This is a genomic window from Xanthomonas sp. SS (assembly GCF_014236835.1).
In the GTDB taxonomy this organism is placed as follows: domain Bacteria; phylum Pseudomonadota; class Gammaproteobacteria; order Xanthomonadales; family Xanthomonadaceae; genus Xanthomonas_A.
On the sequence record NZ_CP051190.1, the window covers coordinates 2,619,695 to 2,640,562 of the forward strand.

At 66.0% G+C, this 20,868-nt stretch carries 21 protein-coding genes; all 21 read left to right on the forward strand.

Features of this window, described 5'->3' with window-relative positions:
• The first annotated feature begins 1 nt into the window (after position 1).
• The 21 genes from HEP74_RS10860 to HEP74_RS10960 all read left to right on the forward strand — a co-directional run bounded on the left by HEP74_RS10860 (position 2) and on the right by HEP74_RS10960 (position 20,865).
• A complete protein-coding gene (locus tag HEP74_RS10860) occupies positions 2 to 1,120 on the forward strand; it encodes a flagellar basal body P-ring protein FlgI (RefSeq protein WP_185812895.1) in 1,119 nt (372 codons plus the stop codon).
• Between the two features lies 1 nt (position 1,121).
• Positions 1,122 to 2,360, forward strand: a complete 1,239-nt coding sequence (flgJ, locus tag HEP74_RS10865) for a flagellar assembly peptidoglycan hydrolase FlgJ (protein ID WP_185812896.1) — start codon at positions 1,122 to 1,124, stop codon at positions 2,358 to 2,360.
• Positions 2,361 to 2,371: 11 nt separating this feature from the next.
• The gene (flgK, locus tag HEP74_RS10870; protein ID WP_185812897.1) at positions 2,372 to 4,246 is read left to right on the forward strand and encodes a flagellar hook-associated protein FlgK; all 1,875 of its coding nucleotides are present in this window, start codon (positions 2,372 to 2,374) and stop codon (positions 4,244 to 4,246) included.
• Complete coding sequence (flgL, locus tag HEP74_RS10875) at positions 4,243 to 5,448, forward strand: flagellar hook-associated protein FlgL (protein WP_185812898.1); 1,206 nt, start codon at positions 4,243 to 4,245, stop codon at positions 5,446 to 5,448. Before flgK ends, flgL begins: the two co-directional genes overlap by 4 nt.
• Positions 5,449 to 5,781: 333 nt before the next feature.
• On the forward strand, positions 5,782 to 6,966 hold the full coding sequence (locus HEP74_RS10880) for a flagellin (protein WP_185812899.1): 1,185 nt from the start codon (positions 5,782 to 5,784) through the stop codon (positions 6,964 to 6,966).
• A 197-nt stretch (positions 6,967 to 7,163) separates the two neighbouring features.
• Positions 7,164 to 8,498, forward strand: a complete 1,335-nt coding sequence (gene fliD / locus HEP74_RS10885; RefSeq protein ID WP_185812900.1) for a flagellar filament capping protein FliD — start codon at positions 7,164 to 7,166, stop codon at positions 8,496 to 8,498.
• Between the two features lie 169 nt (positions 8,499 to 8,667).
• Complete coding sequence (gene fliS, locus HEP74_RS10890) at positions 8,668 to 9,087, forward strand: flagellar export chaperone FliS (RefSeq protein ID WP_185812901.1); 420 nt, start codon at positions 8,668 to 8,670, stop codon at positions 9,085 to 9,087.
• Positions 9,084 to 9,386: a hypothetical protein gene (locus HEP74_RS10895; RefSeq protein ID WP_185812902.1), complete on the forward strand. Its 303-nt coding sequence runs from the start codon at positions 9,084 to 9,086 to the stop codon at positions 9,384 to 9,386. Before fliS ends, HEP74_RS10895 begins: the two co-directional genes overlap by 4 nt.
• Positions 9,383 to 9,961 carry a PilZ domain-containing protein gene (locus HEP74_RS10900; protein ID WP_185812903.1) on the forward strand — a complete coding sequence of 193 codons (579 nt, stop codon included), beginning with the start codon at positions 9,383 to 9,385 and terminating at the stop codon, positions 9,959 to 9,961. The genes HEP74_RS10895 and HEP74_RS10900 overlap by 4 nt, the downstream gene beginning before the upstream one ends.
• A gap of 94 nt (positions 9,962 to 10,055) precedes the next feature.
• On the forward strand, positions 10,056 to 10,688 hold the full coding sequence (locus tag HEP74_RS10905) for a response regulator (RefSeq protein ID WP_185812904.1): 633 nt from the start codon (positions 10,056 to 10,058) through the stop codon (positions 10,686 to 10,688).
• 272 nt (positions 10,689 to 10,960) lie between these two features.
• The gene (gene rpoN, locus HEP74_RS10910; protein WP_185812905.1) at positions 10,961 to 12,358 is read left to right on the forward strand and encodes an RNA polymerase factor sigma-54; all 1,398 of its coding nucleotides are present in this window, start codon (positions 10,961 to 10,963) and stop codon (positions 12,356 to 12,358) included.
• Positions 12,359 to 12,371: 13 nt separating this feature from the next.
• Positions 12,372 to 12,755: a response regulator gene (locus HEP74_RS10915; RefSeq protein WP_010341669.1), complete on the forward strand. Its 384-nt coding sequence runs from the start codon at positions 12,372 to 12,374 to the stop codon at positions 12,753 to 12,755.
• Positions 12,752 to 14,242: a sigma-54 dependent transcriptional regulator gene (locus tag HEP74_RS10920; RefSeq protein WP_185812906.1), complete on the forward strand. Its 1,491-nt coding sequence runs from the start codon at positions 12,752 to 12,754 to the stop codon at positions 14,240 to 14,242. The genes HEP74_RS10915 and HEP74_RS10920 overlap by 4 nt, the downstream gene beginning before the upstream one ends.
• Positions 14,243 to 14,522: 280 nt before the next feature.
• Positions 14,523 to 15,698: a DegT/DnrJ/EryC1/StrS family aminotransferase gene (locus tag HEP74_RS10925; protein WP_185812907.1), complete on the forward strand. Its 1,176-nt coding sequence runs from the start codon at positions 14,523 to 14,525 to the stop codon at positions 15,696 to 15,698.
• Positions 15,695 to 15,919 carry an acyl carrier protein gene (locus HEP74_RS10930; RefSeq protein WP_003466862.1) on the forward strand — a complete coding sequence of 75 codons (225 nt, stop codon included), beginning with the start codon at positions 15,695 to 15,697 and terminating at the stop codon, positions 15,917 to 15,919. The genes HEP74_RS10925 and HEP74_RS10930 overlap by 4 nt, the downstream gene beginning before the upstream one ends.
• Before the next feature lies 1 nt (position 15,920).
• Positions 15,921 to 16,961: a ketoacyl-ACP synthase III gene (locus tag HEP74_RS10935; protein ID WP_185812908.1), complete on the forward strand. Its 1,041-nt coding sequence runs from the start codon at positions 15,921 to 15,923 to the stop codon at positions 16,959 to 16,961.
• Positions 16,958 to 17,722 (forward strand): SDR family NAD(P)-dependent oxidoreductase, encoded by a 765-nt coding sequence (locus tag HEP74_RS10940; RefSeq protein ID WP_185812909.1) that lies wholly within the window; start codon positions 16,958 to 16,960, stop codon positions 17,720 to 17,722. Before HEP74_RS10935 ends, HEP74_RS10940 begins: the two co-directional genes overlap by 4 nt.
• Entirely contained in the window at positions 17,719 to 18,453 is a 735-nt protein-coding gene (locus tag HEP74_RS10945; protein WP_185812910.1) for an SDR family NAD(P)-dependent oxidoreductase, read from the forward strand. The genes HEP74_RS10940 and HEP74_RS10945 overlap by 4 nt, the downstream gene beginning before the upstream one ends.
• Complete coding sequence (locus HEP74_RS10950) at positions 18,450 to 19,103, forward strand: acetyltransferase (RefSeq protein WP_185812911.1); 654 nt, start codon at positions 18,450 to 18,452, stop codon at positions 19,101 to 19,103. The genes HEP74_RS10945 and HEP74_RS10950 overlap by 4 nt, the downstream gene beginning before the upstream one ends.
• A 3-nt stretch (positions 19,104 to 19,106) precedes the next feature.
• Positions 19,107 to 20,252: an aromatic ring-hydroxylating oxygenase subunit alpha gene (locus HEP74_RS10955; RefSeq protein WP_185812912.1), complete on the forward strand. Its 1,146-nt coding sequence runs from the start codon at positions 19,107 to 19,109 to the stop codon at positions 20,250 to 20,252.
• Positions 20,242 to 20,865, forward strand: coding sequence for an LbetaH domain-containing protein (locus HEP74_RS10960; RefSeq protein WP_185812913.1), 624 nt, complete (start codon positions 20,242 to 20,244; stop codon positions 20,863 to 20,865). Before HEP74_RS10955 ends, HEP74_RS10960 begins: the two co-directional genes overlap by 11 nt.
• Positions 20,866 to 20,868 lie beyond the last annotated feature (3 nt).

A 20,868-nucleotide genomic window follows, 5' to 3' on the forward strand; every position in this document is an offset into this window, starting at 1 on the left:
CATGAACCTTCTGTCCCTGTCCTGCCGCCTGCTCGCCGCGTTCGCGCTGTGCGCCGGCCTGGCCGCCCCGGCCGCCGCCGAACGCATCAAGGACCTGGCCCAGGTCGGCGGCGTGCGCGGCAACGCGCTGGTCGGCTACGGCCTGGTGGTCGGCCTGGACGGCAGCGGCGACCGCACCAGCCAGGCGCCCTTCACCGTGCAGAGCCTGAAGAACATGCTCGGCGAGTTGGGCGTCAACGTGCCGTCGAACGTCAATCCGCAGTTGAAGAACGTGGCCGCGGTGGCGATCCACGCCGAACTGCCGCCGTTCGCCAAGCCCGGCCAGCCGATCGACATCACCGTGTCCTCGATCGGCAACGCGGTGTCGCTGCGCGGCGGCTCGCTGCTGATGGCGCCGCTGAAGGGCGCCGACGGCCAGGTCTACGCGATCGCCCAGGGCAGCCTGATCGTCGGCGGCTTCGGCGCGCAGGGCAAGGACGGCTCGCGGATCTCGGTCAACGTGCCCAGCGTCGGCCGCATTCCCAACGGCGCCACGGTGGAACGCGCGTTGCCGGACGTGTTCGGCAGCAGCGGCGAGATCACCCTGAACCTGCACCAGAACGATTTCACCACTGTGTCGCGGATGGTCGCGGCGCTGGAGAGCACCTTCGGCCCCGGCAGTGCGCACGCGGTCGACGGCGGCACCGTCGCGGTGCGCTCGCCCACCGACCCGAGCGCGCGCATCGGCCTGCTGGCGCGGATCGAGAACGTGGAGCTGTCGCCGGGCGCAGCGCCGGCCAAGGTGGTGGTCAACGCCCGCACCGGCACCGTGGTGATCGGCGCGCAGGTGCGGGTCAGCCCGGCGGCGATCTCGCACGGCTCGCTGACCGTCACCATCAGCGAAGGCACCCAGGTCAGCCAGCCCAACGCGCTGAGCAACGGCCAGACCGTGGCCTCGCCGAAATCCACCATCACCGCCACCAACGAAGGCAGCCGCATGTTCAAGTTCGAGGGCGGCACCTCGCTGGACCAGATCGTGCGCGCGGTCAACGAAGTCGGCGCCGCGCCGGGCGACCTGATCGCGATCCTGGAAGCACTGAAGCAGGCCGGCGCGCTGAGCGCGGAGCTAGAGGTCATCTGACATGCGCATCTCGGCCTCCCCCATCGAACTGAACGCGACCACCCAGAACGATCCTGCACGGATCGACAAGGTGTCGCGCCAGTTGGAAGGACAGTTCGCGAACCTGCTCGTGAAGAGCATGCGCGACGCCAGCTTCGGCGATTCCCTGTTCCCGGGCGAGAACCAGACCTTTCGCGACATGTACGACCAGCAGATGGCCAAGGCGCTGACCGAGGGCAAGGGGCTGGGCCTGGCGGCGATGATCGCCAAGCAACTGGGCGGCGGCAAGAGCGCCGACGCGCCGGCCACCAACACGTCCATCGGTGCCGCCTCGATCGGCGCCGCGCAGGCGGCCAAGGCGTATTCGCTGGTGTCCGGCCAGGGCGGCGGCAGCGCCGGCAACAGCGCCAGCGCCGGTGCCTCCGCGCTGGCCGATAGCGGCGCAGTCGCCGGCGCCGCTGCCTGGGGCGGCCTGGACGCCGCCGACGCGCCGCAGCACCAGGTCGCGCGCGTGCTCGACCTGATCGCCGGCCGCGAGACCAGCGCCATGCACGAAGCGATCGGCAGCAATCCTGCCGACGGCAGCGCCACCGTGGCCTGGACCGGGGCCGACGACCGCTGGTCGGATCTGGCGACGACGGCGGCCGACGACAGTATCGGCATCGATGCCAGCGCCAGCGCCGCCGCCAAGGCGGCCGCGGCCAGCCTCGGCGAGCGCACCCCGGAAGGCTTCGTCGCGCAGATCTGGACCCACGCGCAGAAAGCGGCCAAGGAACTGGGCGTGGATGCGCGGGCGCTGGTGGCGCAGGCCGCGCTGGAGACCGGCTGGGGCCGCCGCGGCATTTCCCGCGGCGACGGCGCCAGTTCCAACAACCTGTTCGGGATCAAGGCCACTGGCTGGAGCGGCGAGCGCGTCACCACCGGCACCCACGAGTACGTCGGCGGGGTCAAGCAATCGCAGACCGCCGATTTCCGCGCCTACGCCTCGCCGGCCGAGAGTTTCGCCGACTACGTGCGCCTGTTGAAGACTAATCCGCGCTACCAGCAAGCGCTCAATGCCGGCACCAACATCCATGGTTTCGCCCAGGGCCTGCAGCGCGCCGGCTATGCCACCGATCCGTCCTACGCGGCCAAGATCGCCGCGATCGCCGGCGGCCCGACCATCGGCCGCGCCGTCGCCGCGATCGGCAACGCCGCCGCCAGCGGCATCGAACGCGCGTTCGCCAGCACTTCCGATCCGTCCAACAGCGTCCTGCGCTGAGGTAGCCGCCCATGTCCGTCCTGTCCACCGGCACCAGCGCCCTCATCGCCTTCCAGCGCGCCCTGGCGACCGTCAGCCACAACGTCGCCAACATCAACACCGACGGCTACAGCCGGCAGCGGGTCGCATTCGCGACCACCACGCCGACCCAGTACGGCTCGGACTACATCGGCAACGGCACCAAGATCACCGACATCTCCCGCGTCGCCGACCAGCTGGCGACCTCGCGGCTGCTGGACAGCGGCGGAGAACTGTCGCGGCTGAAGCAGCTGTCGAGCCTGTCCGACCGCGTCGACGGGCTGTTCTCCGACAAGGCCACCAACATCTCCGGGCAGTGGTCGAATTTCTTCGATGCCACCACCGGCCTGTCGTCCAACGCCTCGGCCACCGCCACCCGGCAGAACGTGCTGGACAACGCCGCCTCGCTGGTGACCCGCTTCAAGCAGCTCAACGGGCAGATGGATTCGCTCGGCAACGAGGTCAACAACGGCCTGCTCTCGGCCACCACCGAAGCCAACCGCCTGGCCAGCGAGATCGCCAAGATCAACGGCCAGATCGGCGGCGACTCCAGCTCGGCCGCGCCGGACCTGCTCGACCGGCGCGATGCGCTGATCACCCAACTGGTCGGCTACACCGGCGGCAACGCGATCCAGCAGGACGGCGGCGCGATCAACGTCTACACCTCCGGCGGCCAGGCGATGGTGGTCGGTACCACCGCCTCCACCCTGACCACGGTCACCGATCCCTACCAGCCCGGGCGCCTGCAGGTCGCGCTCAAGGCGCAAGGCACCACCATCACCCTGGGCGACAGCGCGCTGGGCGGGCAGATCGGCGGCCTGCTCGAGTTCCGCAGCAGCGTGCTGGACCCGACCAAGGCCGAACTGGGGCGCATCGCCACCGGCCTGGCGGTCACCTACAACCAGCAGCACAAGGCCGGCGTGGACCTGTACGGCAATCTGGGCAGCGACTTCTTCTCGCTGTCCGCGCCCAGCGTCAATTCCAACGCCGCCAACACCGGCAACGCCAGCTTCAGCGCCAGCGTCGGCGACCTGAGCAAGCTCGACGGGCAGAACCTGCTGCTGAAGTTCGACGGCAGCACCTGGACCGCCAGCCGCGCCGACACCGGCGCCAGCGTGGCCATGACCGGCACCGGCAGCAGCACCGATCCGTTCGTGGTCAACGGGGTGACCCTGCAGGTGTCCGGCAGCGCCGCCGCCGGCGACAAGTTCCTGCTGCAGCCCACCGCCAACGCGGTCACTGGCCTGGCGGTGGCGATCACCGACCCGTCGCGCATCGCCGCGGCCACGCCGGTCACCGGCAGCGCCGACCTGGACAACCTGGGCACCGGCAAGGTCAGCAACGTGCGCGCCACCAACGCCAGCAACGCCAATCTGCTGACGCCCTCCAGCATCGCCTTCATCGACGCCAACCAATACACCATCGACGGTGCCGGCCCGTTCGCCTACACCGCCGGGCAGACCATCAGCGCCAACGGCTGGAGCATGACCCTGGACGGCGCGCCGGTCGCCGGCGACACCTTCGCGGTCAAACCCACCGGCGCCGGCTCCAGCAACAACGGCAACGCGCTGACCCTGTCCAACCTGGACGATGCCAAGGCGTTCAACGGCGGCACCATCACCCTCAATGGCGCGGTGTCCGGACTCACCACCACGATCGGCTCGGCGGCGCGGCAGGCGAGCTACGCGGCCGACGCGCAGGACGTGATCCACACCAGCGCGCAGGACGCGCGCGACTCGGTGTCCGGCGTCAACCTGGACGAGGAAGCCTCGGACATGTTGCGCCTGCAGCAGGCCTACCAGGCCGCCTCGCAGTTGATCTCCACCGCCGACACGATGTTCCAGTCCATCCTGGGTGCGATCCGATGAGCAACCGTATTTCCACCGGCATGATGTTCAGCCAGTCGGTCAACAACATGCTGGGCAAGCAGGCCAAGATCTCGCATCTGGAACAGCAGCTGGCGACCGGCCAGCGCCTGGTCACCGCCGCCGACGACCCGGTCGCCTCCGGCACCGCGGTCAACCTGGACCGCGCGGTGGCCGAGCTGGAGCGCTTCGGCCAGAACGCCAACAACGTGCAGAACCGCCTGGGCCTGCAGGAGAACGCGCTGTCGCAGGCCGGCGACCTGATGGCGCGGGTCAACGAATTGACCGTGCAAGCCAACAGCTCGGCGTTGACCACCGACAACCGCAAGGCGATCGCCGCCGAACTCAAGTCCTTGCACGCCAGCCTGCTCAGCCTGTCCAACAGCACCGACGGCAGCGGCCGCTACCTGTTCGCTGGCGCCGCCGACGACAAGGCGCCGTTCGCGGTGGTCAACGGCAGCGTGGTCTACAGCGGCGACCAGACCCAGCGCAGCGTGGAAGTGGCGGCCGACACCCAGGTCGCCGATGCCCTGCCCGGCAGCGAGATCTTCATGCGCATCCGTACCGGCGACGGCACCGTCGATGCGCATGCGGCCAGCACCAACACCGGCACCGGGCTGCTGCTGGACTACAGCCGCGACTCCGGCGCCGGCGGCTGGAACGGCGGCAGCTACAGCGTCGCCTTCACCGCCACCGACGCCTACGAAGTGCGCGACAGCACCGGCACCGTGGTCACCACCGGCACCTATGCCGCCGGCGAGACGCTCAGCTTCGGCGGCCTGAAGATGCGCCTGGACGGCGCGCCGGCGGTCGGCGACAGCTTCCAGATCGGCGCCTCCACCAACAAGGACGTGTTCTCCACCATCACCGATCTGGTCAACGTGCTGAACTCGGACCCGCTCACCGCCACCGACAAGGCGGCGATGCAGAACACCTTGCAGTCGTCGATGCGCGACATCAGCCAGGCCTCGGCGAAGATGATCGATGCGCGCGCCGCCGGCGGCGCGCAGCTGGCCGCGCTCGACAGCGCCGCCGAACTGCGCGAATCCAACGAAGTAACGCTGAAGACCACCCTGTCCTCGCTGCGCGACCTGGACTACGCCGATGCGATCGGCCAATACCAGCTGGAACAGGCCGCGCTCAAGTCGGCGCAGACCATCTTCACCCAGATGCAGTCGATGTCGCTGTTCAACATGATCCGCTGAATCCCGACTCCACTCTATAAGCGAAGGCCCGGAGCGCGGCGATGCCTCCGGGCTTTTGCCGTTATACCGAGTTCGTCATCGCTGCCGGGACTTGGAAACGTCATCAACGGACCGCTAAAGTTTGGCAAAGCGCGGCCGAAACAAGCTCTTCGCCGCGCGTGCGAAAGGCTCCCGGTTCGCCGCATCGCGATAATTTCCGCAGCGAATCGCTAAAGGTTGTTGACATCGCGCCGTTATTTATCTCAGCAGCGGCAACGGCCAATTGATGGCCCCCCTGCGGAGGCTCCAGGCACCGATGGGTTGCCGGATAAATCGCTTAGAGGAGATATCAAAATGGCACAGGTAATCAACACCAACGTAATGTCGCTGAACGCTCAGCGTAATCTCAACAGCACCAGCGCGAGCATGGCGACGACGATTCAGCGTCTGTCCTCCGGCCTGCGCATCAACAGCGCCAAGGACGACGCCGCCGGTCTGGCGATCTCCGAGCGCTTCACCACCCAGATCCGCGGCCTGGACGTCGCCTCGCGCAACGCCAACGACGGCATCTCGCTGGCGCAGACCGCTGAAGGCTCGATGGTTGAAATCGGCAACAACCTGCAGCGTATCCGCGAGCTGTCGGTGCAGTCGGCCAACGCCACCAACTCCGCCACCGACCGCGAGGCGCTGAACTCGGAAGTCAAGCAGCTGACCTCGGAAATCGACCGCGTCGCCAACCAGACCAGCTTCAACGGCACCAAGCTGCTGGACGGCTCGTTCTCCGGCGCGCTGTTCCAGGTCGGCGCCGATGCCGGCCAGACCATCGGCATCAACAGCATCGTCGACGCCAACGTCGATTCGCTGGGCAAGGCCGGCTTCGCCGCCACCCAGACCGGTTCGGCCGCCCTGGCGTCCGGCACTGCGACCGCCAGCGGCAGCTTCTCCGGCATGTCGGTCAACGGCGCCAGCATCGCCTCGGTCGCCGTCGCCGTCGGCGACACCGGCGCTGACATCTCCAAGAAGATCGCCGCCGCGATCAACGACAAGCTGGACCAGACCGGCGTGTATGCCTCGGTCGACAGCACCACCGGCGCACTGAAGCTGGAATCGCTGAAGGCCGGCAAGGACTTCTCCTTCACCGCAGGCTCGGCCACCGGCGCCACCGGCGTCACCTTCAGCAGCGCAGGCATCGCCACCTCGGCCACCGCCGTCGCCGGCACCACCAGCACCCTGGAGGACCTGGACATCTCCACCTTCTCCGGTGCGCAGAAGGCCCTGGAAATCGTCGACAAGGCGCTGACCGCGGTCAATTCCTCGCGCGCCGACATGGGTGCGGTGCAGAACCGCTTCACCTCCACCATCGCCAACCTGAGCTCCACCTCGGAGAACCTGTCGGCCTCGCGTAGCCGCATCCGCGACACCGACTACGCCAAGGAAACCGCCGAACTGACCCGCACGCAGATCCTGCAGCAGGCCGGTACCGCGATGCTGGCGCAGGCCAAGTCGGTCCCGCAGAACGTGCTGAGCCTGCTGCAGTAACAGCCCGCTCGACACCGGCAAGACCAAAAGCCCCTCCGCAAGGAGGGGCTTTTTTGCGTCTGGCCGCCCGCAGGCACAGGATTTGCATGACCTCCCGGGCATCGCCGACGCGTGCGCGGCCTCAAGAACTGTCGTCCGCCGCCGATACCCCTATCTACCGCTGGCCTCCGTGCCCGCTATCGTAAGGAAGCCCACCCATGGCTACTTCATCGCTGTCTTCCGTCGGTTCCGGCATGGACGTCGCCGCAGTCGTCAAAACCTTGGTCGCCGCCCAGCGCGCACCGCAGGAAAACCGGATCAACGCCGACGGCACCGCGTCCAGCGCCCAACTTTCGGCGCTGAGCACGATCAAGGGGGCGCTGTCCAACCTGCAGACCGCAATGAACGCGATCGCCAAGAGCGCCGACAAGAGCGCGGTCAAGGCCACCGTCGCCGACGGCGCCGGCTATACCGCCAGCGTCACCGAGAGCGCCACCGCCGGCAACTACAGCGTGGAAGTGGTGAAGCTGGCCGAACGGCAGAAGCTGACCTCGGCCGCCTATGCCGACGACGCGGTGGTCGGCGACGGCACCTTGACGATCGGCTATGGCGACAAGACGCTGAACGTCACCGTCGCCGAAAACAGCAAGCTCAGCGACATCGCCGCCGCGATCAACAAGGCAGCCGGCGGTAGCGGCGTGACCGCCAGCGTGGTCAGCGCCGACGATGGCGACCACCTGGTGCTCAACGCGGTCGATTCCGGCACCAAGGGCGCGCTGACCATCACTAGTGCCGGCGGCAACGGCGGACTCGCCGCGCTGACCTACAGCAGCGGCAGCAGCGGCGGCCTGACCCAGACCGTGGCCGCGGCCGACGCGGTCGTGCGCGTGGACGGCTTCGAGCGCACCTCCAGCAGCAATGCGATCGCCGACCTCGTGCCCGGCGTCACCTTGAACCTGACCAAGGCCGCGGAAGGCACCAAGTACAGCCTGAGCATCGCCAACGACAGCAGCAGCCTGAAGGCGAACCTCACCGCGTTCGTGACCGCCTACAACACCGCCAACACCTTGCTGAAGTCCTCCAGCGCCTACGACGCAACCAACAAGAAGGCCTCGGCGCTGACCGGCGACTCGATGGTGCGGGGGCTGCAGCAGTCGCTGCGCAAGCAGGTCAGCGACAACACCGTGGATCTAAAGGCGATGGGAGTGACCATCGACAAGAACGGGACGATGAGCTTCGACAGCGCCAAGTTCGACAGCGCCATCGCCAGCGACCCGGCCTCGGCCAAGGCGATGTTCGGCACCGACGGTAGCTTCACCGCCGGTGTGACCACGCTGCTGAACAGCAATCTCGACGTCACCAGCGGCACCATCACCCAGCGCACCGCCACGCTCAACAAGCACATCACCGACCTGACCGACCAGCTCAGCGACCTGGACAAGCGGATGGACACGCTGACCACCAACTACACCGCCAGGTTCACCGCGATGGACACCATCGTCGCGAAGATGCAGACGATCAGCCAAAGCCTCTCCCAGCAGTTCTCTTCGTAGCGGCAACGGCATCGGAATGAAAGACGCTGCCGGCGCTCAAGTCCGACCGGGCAGCGGCCGATATCTTTAGCATCGACAGTCATTCCGGACTGGCAGCACGTACCGCCGCCGCGGCGCCTTCGCCGTCCGGCGCGGCAGCGCGGCACCAGGCCACCCGAGGGAGTTTTCCATGCACGGTTCCAGTCGCCAATACGCCGAGCAATACCGCAAGATGAGCGTGTCCACCAGCATCACCGATGCCGATCCGCACAAGCTGGTGGCGCTGCTGTTCGCCGGCGCGTGCCAGCGCATCCGCCAGGCCCAGGCTTGCCTGGCGCAGGGCGACCAGGCGCGCAAGGGCAAGGCGATCGGCGAGGCCTGCGCCATCGTCGGCCACCTCAACGGCTCGCTGGACCACGAAGCTGGCGGCGAGATCGCCAACAATCTCTCGGCGCTGTACGACTACGTGATGCACCGGCTCACCGAAGCCAACCTGCACAACGACGACAGCGCGCTGGTCGAATCGCTGGAACTGCTCAGCGAGATCGATGCGGCGTGGAACGCCATTCCCGTCCAGCAACGCGAACTCGCCGCGGTCGCCGCCGTATGATCGCGGTCAGCATCGAAGCGCTGCACGCCGAACTGCAGCAGTTGCAGCTGGTGCTGCAGGGCGACGACCACGCGCTGGCCGAGCGCATGGTCACCGAGCACGACCAGCACCTGCGCGAATACCTGCAGCAGGCCGGCAATGACGTCTCGCGCGAAGGCATCGGCTCGCTGCTGAAACTGCAGCAAGCGGTGATCGCGCAGATGCTGCAGGCGCGCGACGAGGCCGGCAACTGGCTGCGCGCCAACCGCCTGTCCAACAATGCCGCGCGCGCCTATTCGCAGGCCGGATCGCTGAGATGAACAGCGCGTCCGACGGCGCCGTACACCACCCTGCCGAAGCCGAGCTGTTCCACGACACCCTCAGCTGCGAACTGGCGTTGCCGGCCGACTTCAAGCTGGGCAACGGCATCGGCCGCTTCGGCGCCGGCGAAGCCCTGCTGCGCGGCCTGGCCCAGGTCGAAGACCTGCGCAGCGAGGACGGCGGCGAAGAGCGCAGCGACCAGCCGCTGCAACTGCAGCGCATGGACGCCAAGCTCGATTTGATGCTGGTGCTGCTCGGCCGCCTGGCCCGGCAGCACGAGGAAGGCCTGCCGCTGCGCCCCGTGCGCTGGTCGCGCCGAGGCCTGAGATTGGAACTGGGATCGCGCTCGGGCGCGCTGCCGGGCGCGGCCGGCTTGCTGCGCCTGCAGCCTTCGGACTGGCTCCCTGATCACCTGGAACTACCGGTCCAGGTACTGGCCGAAGCCGCCGCTGGCGGCGGTTTCTATCTCTGGCTACGATTCGAGACACAGCCGCCAGGCCTGGAAGAGGCCCTGGAACGGCACCTGTTCCGCCTGCACCGGCGACAGATCGCCGACAGCCGGCGCGCGCGCTGAATCGCCCGCGGCCGCCCCGCCGCGGCGCTGCGAGGTTGGCGGCGACGGCGCGCTCGGCTAAGGTGCGGTACTAGAGTAGAGAGATCTTCCCACTGTGCGAGTCATCATCGTCGACGATCACACCCTGGTCCGTGCCGGCCTGAGCCGGCTGTTGCAGACGTTCGCGGACATCGACGTGATCGCCGAGGCCAGCAACGCACAGGAAGCCGTGGACCTGGCCAGCCTGCACCGCCCCGACCTGGTGCTGATGGACCTGTCGCTGCCCGGGCGCAGCGGCCTGGACGCGCTGACCGACGTGCTGCACACCTCGCCCAAGACCCGCGTGGTGATGATGTCGATGCACGACGACCCGGTGCACGTGCGCGACGCGCTGGACCGCGGCGCCACCGGCTTCGTGGTCAAGGATGCGGCGCCGCTGGAACTGGAACTGGCGCTGCGCGCAGCCAGCCTCAACCAGGTGTTCCTGAGCCCGCAGATCTCGTCGAAGATGATCGCGCCGATGCTGGGCCGCGAACGCCCGGTCGGCGTCGCCGCGCTGTCGCCGCGGCAGCGCGAGATCCTGCGCCAGATCGGCCGCGGCCAGAGCAACAAGGAAATCGCGTCGGACCTGGGGATCAGCGTCAAGACGGTGGAGACCCACCGCGCACGAATGATGGAATCGCTGGGCTGCCGTCGCGCCAACGATCTGGTCCTGCTGGCCGCGCGCCACCAGAACGAACTGATCTGAGCGCAGCCGGGAACGGGTTCCCGACGCACCGCACTGGCATGCGGCTTGCCTTAACCGCTCAGCTGCCGCCGTGAAACCGTCGAAGCCCGCCAGCGTTGACTCTGCAGCGCCGATCGACCGGCGCCCCCTACGCCGATGTAGGGATTTTCCCCACATGCTGTCGGGAATTTGACTACCCCGCTCAGGAACGCCCTGATTCTGTTACCGTCAGGTGGCAAGCACTATGCATTCCACGGGCGCCAGAGGGTTGGCGCCAAACCGAGGAAGTTCGCATGAAGCCGACCGTCTCCGCCCAGCTTGGCCAGCAACTCCACCTGACCCCGCAATTGCTGCAGTCGATCCGGCTGCTGCAACTGGACGGGATGCAATTGGAAATGGAAATCCGGCGCGCGCTGGAAACCAATCCGTTGCTGGAACTGGAAGAGCCGGAAGGCGTGCTCGAACCGGTGGTAAACCACGACGACACGCTGGAAACCGCAGCGTTCGACGAACTCCCAGAATCCTCGATGTGGGACATTCCCGCCGCCGGCTGGAGCGAGGGCGAAGACGACCGCATGCAGCGCATCGCCGCCGGCGAGTCCACCGATCCGCAGCTGCGCGTGCTGCAGCGCCTGGCAATGGAACTGGACGAGCGCGACCTGGAAGTGGCCGCGTTCTGGCTGGAGCACAGCGACGATGCCGGTTATCTCGACGGCGCGCTGGACACGCTGACCCTGCTCGCCTGCGCGCGCTTCGACCGCTCCGCCGCGCAGGTGGAAGCGATTCGCCAGCGGCTGCTGCACGGCGACCCCGCCGGCTTGGCCGCCTGCGACCTGCGCGAATGCCTGAGCGTGCAGCTGGCCGCCCTGCCCGGCCGCGTCGCCGGCCGCCATCTGGCCGCACGCATCCTTGCCGGCGATCTGAACCTGCTCGCCAGCCACGATTACCCGCTGCTGGCGCGCCAGCTCGACGCCGAAGCCGACGACGTGCGCGAAGCGGTGCGGCTGATCCTGTCGCTGCAGCCACGCCCCGGCGACAGCCTGCTGCCGGAGAACCTGGGCCACGTGATCCCGGACGTGGTCGCCTGGCACAGCGACGGCACCTGGCGGGTGGCGCTGAACCCGGCCACCACCCACCGCGTCACCGTCAATCCGATGCACGAGCGCGCCCTGGCCGAGGCCGGCGAGGCGGCAGCGCCGTTGCGCGAAATGCTGCAGGAAGCGCGTTGGCTGACCCGCGGCCTGTCGATGCGCTACGAGACCCTGCTGCGCACCACCCGCACCATCGTCGAACGCCAGGCCGCGTTCCTGGTCAGGGGCGAGGAAGCGATGGCGCCGCTGACCCTGAAGGAAGTGGCCGACGCGATCGGCATGCACGAATCCACCGTGTCGCGCATCACCACCGGCAAGTACCTGCAGACGCCGCGTGGTACCTTCGAACTGAAGCATTTCTTCGCCGTACGCCTGGAAGGCGCCGCGGTTTCGGGACAGGCGGTGCGCGCGATGGTGCGGCGCCTGATCGAATCCGAGCCGTCCGGGCGGCCGCTGGCCGACGAGGCGATCGCCGGCCTGCTGTCGCGCCAGGGCGTGAACGTGGCCAGGCGCACCGTGGCCAAGTACCGTGAACAACTGGATATCGCCCCCGCCCGCGAACGCCGTCGCGCCAAACCGCTGCTGGCCCGCGCGGGCTAAGGAAACAATGCACATGAACAAATTGTCCGTGCTTCTGGTCGACGACCACGAAGGTTTCATCAACGCCGCGATGCGCCACTTCCGCAAGCTGGACTGGATGGAAGTGATCGGCAGCGCCGCCAACGGCCTGGAGGCGATCGAACGCTCCGAGTCGCTGCGCCCGCAGGTGGTGCTGATGGATCTGGCCATGCCCGAAATGGGCGGCCTGCAGGCCACGCGCCTGATCAAGACCCAGGACCAAGCCCCTTACATCGTGATCGCCAGCCATTTCGACGATGCCGAGCACCGCGAGCACGCCATGCGCGCCGGTGCCGACAACTTCGTCAGCAAGCTGTCCTACATCCAGGAAGTGATGCCGATCCTGGAGGGCTTACGCACAGAGGGAGTACCGGCATGAGCGAATCGCGCATCCTGGTGATCGATGACGACGCGGTCCGCGCCGAACGCACGGTGAGCCTGCTCGAATTCATGGACCTCAACCCGCGTTGGGTGACCGACGTGGCCGACGTCAATCCCGGCCGCCACCGGCAGACCGAGTGGATGGCGATCCTGGTCGGCGGACTCGACGACCAGGCCCAGGCCGACGCGTTCTTCGGCTGGGTCGCGCGCAGCCCGCTGCCGCCGCCAGTGCTGCTGCTCAACGGCGAGGCGCAGGCGTTCGCGCAGCGCCACGGCCTGCACGAGGCCAATGTGTGGCAGCTGGAAGCGCCGCTGCGCCACGCGCAGCTGGAAACCCTGCTGCGCCGCGCCAGCCTCAAGCGCCTGGACGCCGAGCACCAGGCCGGCGCAGTGCAGGACAGCGGCCCGACCGGCAACAGCGCCGCGGTGGTGCGGCTGCGGCGGCTGATCGACCAGGTCGCCGCGTTCGACACCACCGTGCTGGTGCTGGGCGAATCCGGGACCGGCAAGGAAGTGGTCGCACGCGCGATCCACCAGCAGTCGCCACGCCGCGACGGCCCGTTCGTGGCGATCAACTGCGGCGCGATTCCGCCGGATCTGCTGGAAAGCGAACTGTTCGGCCATGAGAAAGGCTCCTTCACCGGCGCGCTGTCCGCGCGCAAGGGCCGTTTCGAGATGGCCGAGGGCGGCACCCTGCTGCTCGACGAGATCGGCGACATGAGCCTGCCGATGCAGGTCAAGCTGCTGCGCGTGCTGCAGGAGCGCAGCTTCGAGCGGGTCGGCGGCAACGTCACCATCCGCTGCAACGTGCGCGTGATCGCCGCCACCCACCGCAACCTGGAAGAGCGCATCGCCGGCAACCAGTTCCGCGAGGACCTGTTCTACCGGCTCAACGTGTTCCCGATCGAGATGCCGGCGCTGCGCGAACGCAGCGACGACCTGCCGGCGCTGGTCAACACCATCGCCGCGCAGCTGGCGCGCACCGGACGCGGCGAAGTGCGCTTCTCCGAAGAAGCCCTGCAGGCGCTGCGCGGCTACGACTGGCCGGGCAACGTGCGCGAGCTGACCAACCTGGTCGAACGCCTGGCGGTGCTGCATCCCAGCGGCCTGGTGCGGGTGCAGGACCTGCCGGCGCGCTACCGCGGCGACTTCGCCTCCTCGATCGACGTGTCGGCGCCGCTGGCGCCGATCGCCACGCCGGATCCGCGCCGCGTACCCAACGTGGTCGACCTGCACGTCGGTCCCAAGGCGTTCGCCGATCCGTCCGAAGCGGCCGCACAGACCGCGTCGACGCTGCCGGAAAGCGGCCTGGACCTGCGCGGGCACATGGCCAACATCGAGTTGGCGCTGATCAACGAAGCGCTGGAGCGCACCCAGGGCGTGGTCGCGCATGCGGCGCAGCTGCTGGGCCTGCGTCGCACCACGCTGGTGGAGAAACTGCGCAAGTACGGCATCGACCGCGACCAGACCGAACTGGCCGGCTGAGCGCGCTTTCGCGATCCGCGTCCTCGCGCGCTTGCTGCGCTACGGAACGACCGCGGTTCGAAACTGAAGTACCCTCCCCTCTACGCATCGCATGCTTTCCGGACGCACGTCCGGCCGGCACGATGCGGCTGTGTCGCGAACGATGGGGATCGTCGCGCGCTTCCCGCAGGCGAACGCGGAAGCAGTGGACACGTCTGTTGGCATATGACTTGCTTTCAGAACAGAACCCCGTCGCAACGATCCGCGCCGCGGATTCTCACACGCACCCACGCAGGCCACCATGCCCATTCCCGTCACCAGTCCGCTGCTGCCTCCCCTGGACGAGTTCGTGCCGTACCTGGAGAAGATCTGGAGCAGCCGCATCCTGACCAACGGCGGCGACATGCATCGGGCGCTGGAAAAGGCGCTGGCGGAGTACCTGGGCGTCGGACACCTGGCCTTGCTGACCAACGGCACGCTGGCCCTGCTCACCGCGCTGCAGGCGCTGCGCGTCACCGGCGAGGTGATCACCACGCCCTACTCGTTCGTGGCCACCGCGCATTCGCTGCTGTGGAAAGGGATCAAGCCGGTGTTCGTGGACATCGATCCGGTCACGCTGAACCTGGATCCGCAGAAGATCGAAGCCGCGATCACCCCGCAGACCACCGCGATCATGCCGGTGCACTGTTACGGCACGCCGTGCGACACCGCCGCGATCGAGCGCATCGCCGACACCTACAACCTCAAGGTCATCTACGACGCCGCGCACGCCTTCGGGGTCAAGGACGACGGCGGCTCGATCCTGCGCCACGGCGACCTCAGCGTGCTCAGCTTCCACGCCACCAAGGTGTTCAACACCTTCGAAGGCGGCGCCATCGTCTGCCCCGACGCAAAGACCTACCAGCGCATCAGCCGGCTGAAGAACTTCGGCTTCGTCGACGAGACCACGGTGGTGGCCACCGGCATCAACGGCAAGATGAGCGAGGTGAACGCCGCCTTCGGCCTGCTGCAGCTGCAACACATCGATCGTGCGCTGGCACAACGCCGCGAGATCGCCGCCGACTACCGGCGACGCCTGGCGCAGGTTCCCGGCGTGCGTTGCCTGGCGCCGCGCTCGCCGGAACTGGCCAACTACGCCTCGTTCCCGATCCTGATCGAGGACGACTTCCCGCTGAGCCGCGACGGCCTGCATCAGCTGATGCGCGAGCACGAGATCCTGGTGCGCCGCTACTTCTATCCGCTGATCAGCGATTTCCCGATGTACCGCGGCCTGCCCTCGGCCGCGCCGGCCGGCTTGCCGGTCGCGCGGCAGATGTCCGAGCGGGTGCTGTGCCTGCCGATCTATCCCGGCCTGAGCGCCGGCGATGTGGAAACCATCGCCAACCTGATCGCCGGCGCTACTGTGCCAGCCGCTGCAAAAAGCGGTCGCCCTCCGGCGACTGTCCCCTCCTCCGCCCACCCTGTGGAACAAGAATGAGCCAAGCAACGTTTATCGAGAATTTCCTGTCGGCGACCGATTTCCAGACGCCGGTCGAGGTGACGACGGACACCGTGCTGCGCGAGCTTCCCGAATGGGATTCGCTCGCCGCGCTCGGCGTGATCGTGATGTTCGACATGGAATACGGCAAGACCATCACCGGCGAGCACCTGGCTGCGGCCGTCACCGTGGGCGACCTCTACCAGTTGACCGAGGCGTAGCATGCCGACCTCCACGCTGCACAATGTGCGCTTTGCCGGCATGGCGACCTGCGTGCCGAAGCGCATCGTCTCCAACCTGACCGACTGCCGGCCGCAGATCCGTTCCGAGCGCGAGCGGCTGGTGCGCAACATCGGCATCGAGACCCGGCGCATGGCGCAGCCCTGGCAGTGCTTCTCCGACCTTGCTTTCGATGCGGCCAATTCCTTGATGGACAGCCTGCAATGGAAACGCGAGGAGATCGATGCGCTGATCGTGGTGACCCAATCGCCCGATTACCCGATTCCAGCAACCGCCATCATCCTGCAAGACCGGCTGGGGCTTTCGCACGCCACCATTGCCTTCGACGTCAACCTGGGGTGCTCGGCCTACCCGTTTGGCATCAACCTGTTGGGCTCGATGATCGCCGCCGGCGGCGTCAAGAAGGGATTGCTGTTGGTGGGTGACCGCAGCGCGAACCTTGAAGACCCGATCTTCTCCGACTCCGGCACAGCCACGGCGCTGGAGTTCGACGAAAACGCAACGCCGATGTACTTCGACCTCAACAGCGACGGCAGCGGCTACCGGGCCATCATCCTGCCGGTGGGCGGCCAGCGCGAGCCGGTCGGCATTCAACACCTGCTGCCCTATCGCGAAAACGAAAAGGATCGCTGGCACCACGGCACCGATCTGCAGCTCGATGGACCAGCAGTACTCAGCTTCTCCACACAGCGCGTGCCGCCGGCCGTGGAAAAGCTAATCGCTTACGCCGGCGTAAGCAAAGACGACATCGACTACTTCGTCTTCCATCAGGCCAACCGGATGATCAACGAGACCATTCGCAAGAAACTGGGCCTGCCGGTCGAAAAGGTGCCATCCACCCTGCGCGACTTCGGCAACACCAGCGGCGCCTCGCTGCCGGTGACCATGACCGCACGCATCAACAAGGAACTGGAGTCCGGCACCAAGCGGGTGCTGCTCTGCGGCTTCGGGATCGGCCTGTCCTGGGGTACAGCCATCGTGGACGTCGAGAACGCCGTCTTCCCAGCGCTGATCGAAGCATGAACACCGAGCGCGATCCATTTTCACTGGAAGGCAAGCGCGTCCTCGTGACCGGCGCTTCATCAGGTATTGGTCGACAAATTGCCATCACTTGCTCGCAGATGGGAGCGCGGATCGTCATCACCGGGCGCAACGCGGAGAGGTTGCAAGCCACATTCGATGAGCTGGAAGGCGAAGGCCACACGCAAATCGTAGCGGACTTGGCTGTACAGGAAGGCATTGACTGCGTGGTGGGTGCCAGCGGCGTCATCGACGGTTTGGCGCATGCAGCCGGCATGTCCAAGCTGGCCCCTTTTCGCATGATTGGCCAAGCGCACCTGGATGCCACATTTGCAGCCAACACCTACGCCCCCATGCTGCTGACTCGAGGCCTGCTGGCGAAAAAACAGATCGCGCCGGGCGGCTCCCTGCTGTTCATTGCCTCGATTGCCTCGCACATAGGTCCGCTGGCCAGCAGCGCCTATGCTGCCAGCAAGAGCGCCCTGCTGGGCATGATGCGCTCGCTGGCTATGGAAGTAGCCAAGCAAGGCATGCGTGCCAACTGCATCGCACCGGGTTATGTGCGCACTCCCTTGCTGGATGGCTTGCAGGGAAGCGGCGGCAATATGGACAGCTTGTTTGAATTGACGCCACTTGGCATGGGCGAGCCGGAAGACGTGGCTTACGCAGCAGTGTTCTATCTTTCCGATGCCAGCCGCTGGATCACGCGCAACTACTTCATTCTTGATGGCGGGTTTTCTGCGCCTATGGACATCTACGCATGAGCAATGCGGCGCAACAAGCCTTTTCACTGACAGGCAAAACCATTCTGGTGACGGGTGCATCGTCGGGCATCGGCAGGCAAATCGCGGTTTCCTGCTCTCGGCGCGGGGCACGCCTGGTGGTCACCGGGCGGGATGCAGAACGCCTGCAGGAAACCTACAGCTTTTTAGAAGGCCAAGGACATGTCCAAGTGCTGGCCGACCTGACCGAAGCCGAAGACCGTGAACGCCTGGTGCAGGAAGCATCCAGTGTGGATGGCCTGGTGCACTGCGCTGGCAGGCAGCGGCTGAGCCCCATCCGGCAGCTGACCGAGAAGCTTATGACCGATGTCTATGCGGTCAATTTCCTAGCACCTGTCATGCTCACCCAGCGGATGTTGCAGGCCAACGCCCTTGCGCCCCAAAGTTCCATCGTGTTCATACTTTCCACTGCTGCACATATCGGCACGCCAGGGGTAGGTCCTTATTCGGCCATGAAGTCAGCCCTGCTCGGCATCATCCGCTGTCTGTCCATGGAGCAGGCCAAACGCAAAGTCCGCGTCAACGGCATTTCGCCTTCGGCAGTAGCGACACCCATCTGGGACGCAGCCCATCTGGAAGCACAGAGAAAACGCCATCCGCTCGGCTTGGGTACGCCGGATGACGTGGCGAACGCCGCGATCTATCTGTTGTCCGATGCCAGCCGCTGGGTAACGGGGACCAGCCTGGTGATGGACGGAGGGGCGGTACTGTGAGCTATCCCGTGCTCATCGTCGGCGCGGGCGGCTGGGGTCGCGAGGTTCTGGAACAAATGCAGGGCGATATCGCGCACGGGAAGCAATGGGAGGTCACCGGGTTCCTGGACAGCCGGAAGCATATTCTGGATGGCTTCGATACCGGCGTGCCCATCGTCGGTGACCCGTTGACGTACGTGCCGCGCGACGAAGAGGCCTTTGTCTGCGCACAAGGCGACCCGCTGGAACGTCGTAAATACATTCAACCGCTGCTTGCAAAGGGGGCAGCGTTCATCCCGGTCTGTACCGAGGCGCACCTCAGTCGCCGTGTGCATCTGGGCACAGGTTGCTTCCTCGGCAACCAGGTTCACGTCGCCCCCGATGTATGGATCGGGGACTTTGCCAACCTGCTCACTTGGTCGGTGATCGGACACGACGTTCGCATCGGCAATTTTGCTCATATCGGGGCACAGGTATTCATGGGCGGCGGTGTGCAGATAGGCGACTTCGCAGTCGTGCATCCGCGCGCCACCCTGGTGCCCGGCGTCAAGGTGGGTGAGCACGCCGTCATCGGCGCCGGTGCGGTCGTGCTGAAGGATGTGCCACCCGGCGCCACGGTGTTCGGCAATCCGGCCAAGATCGTTTTCCACAAGCACATACCAGCAGACTGAACCATGCGCTCCCGGATGCACCCCAGGTATTACTTGTCGCAAGAGATCTTTGATCGCGAACAGCGCAAGCTTTTCCGCAAACTATGGTTGTTCGCAGGGCTCAAGACACTGCTGCGGGAAAACAACTGCTTCATCACCCGCAAGATTGCGGGCATTCCCTTGGTCATCCAGAACTTCCACGGCCAAATACGTGCGTTCGAGAACATTTGCCTCCACCGCAGTGCGCTGATCCAGACCGGTGCCATCGGTTGCCGGCCTTTGGTGTGCCCCTACCATGCCTGGAGTTACGACGAACAAGGCCGGGTAAAGAACATCCCGGACTGCGATTCTATCTATCGCATAGAGCGTGGTGAAAAGGACAAGTTGAAGCTGCGCGAGTTCTCACTGCACGCCATCGGCAACCTGCTTTTTGTCAACCTCGATCCCAACCCGATGCCGATCGAGGAGCAGTTTTCGCCAGACTTCATCGCCTTGCTGGAAAGCAGTTCCAACGCCTATGACACTGAGGTCATGGTGACCACATGGCATGGCCGGTACAACTGGAAGCTCGCTTACGAAAACCTTCGGGATGCCAATCACCCGCGTTTCGTCCACCCTAAGACCCTGGCCAAGAGTGTCAGCTTCGTTCCCCACGTAAACGAGGAACAAGCCAAGGAGTCCATGGAAACCTTGCAAGACACATCGCCCGCGGCCTTGAGGCGCGAGATGCGTCGCTTCAGCTTCGGCGGCGCTGAAGCACCCATCCCCGACCTTAGACACTTCGGCTGGCACGATAAAGTGGAACGCTGGGGCAAGCAGGACGCCTACTTCAACTGGTTGGCTTTCCCGAACTTGCATATCGCCAGCGCAAACGGCGGCTATTCCTTCACGCTGGAGCACCACATTCCCATCGCGCCGGACAGGACCGACTTGGAAATCTATTGGTTCAGCGCACGCAAGAAGCGGTCTTATGGGTTTTCCGGCCAGGTGTTACTGGCACAAATGCACGGCAGCAAGGCGGTGGTGGGCGAAGACGTGGAAATCATGGAGCGGGTGCAGTCCGCATTGCACACAGATGCTCCACTGCCCACCCAGGGTGACTACGAATCCATGAATCGCCTGGTCGAACGCTGGTACGAAATGCTGATGGAAACCGAACATGAAATCTAGGTGGATCATCGGCGGCAGCGAATACCTCGATCTGGCCTTTCACGCCTGGAAGCAGGCGCGTCAGGACGAGACGGTCATCAGGATTGACGTGCCACAGGATGCTTATCACGCGTTCGATCTGAGCGTGCTGGATGGGCTGAATCCATCCGACGGCGCCATGTTCGCCGCCTTCGACGAACGCTTCGGCAACTTCAAGCGCATGGAACTGATGCAGGCAGCAATGGAGCGTGGCTTCAAACTGGAGCCGTTCATACACTCCAGCGCCGCCATCGGCGCGGACACGGTCATCGGCCTCAATGCGTTCGTGGGTGCCAATGCTGTCGTCGGGCACGGCTGCAGGATCGACTACAACACCGTCATCCATGCCGGAGCGCACCTTGGGCCGGCATGCCGCATCAAATCCTCATGCTGGATAGAGCATGGCGTTCAAATTGGCACTGGCGTCGAAATCGGCGGCAACAGCATCCTGCGTACCGGCGCCATCGTGCGCGCAGGCGTCAAGGTGGGCCGAAGCTGCGAACTTGGCTGGCCGCGTGTCTATGCCGAGGACATCACCGCCAAGACCTATTTCGACCCCCGATACAAACAGCCCATTCATACATACGAGAGATGAATT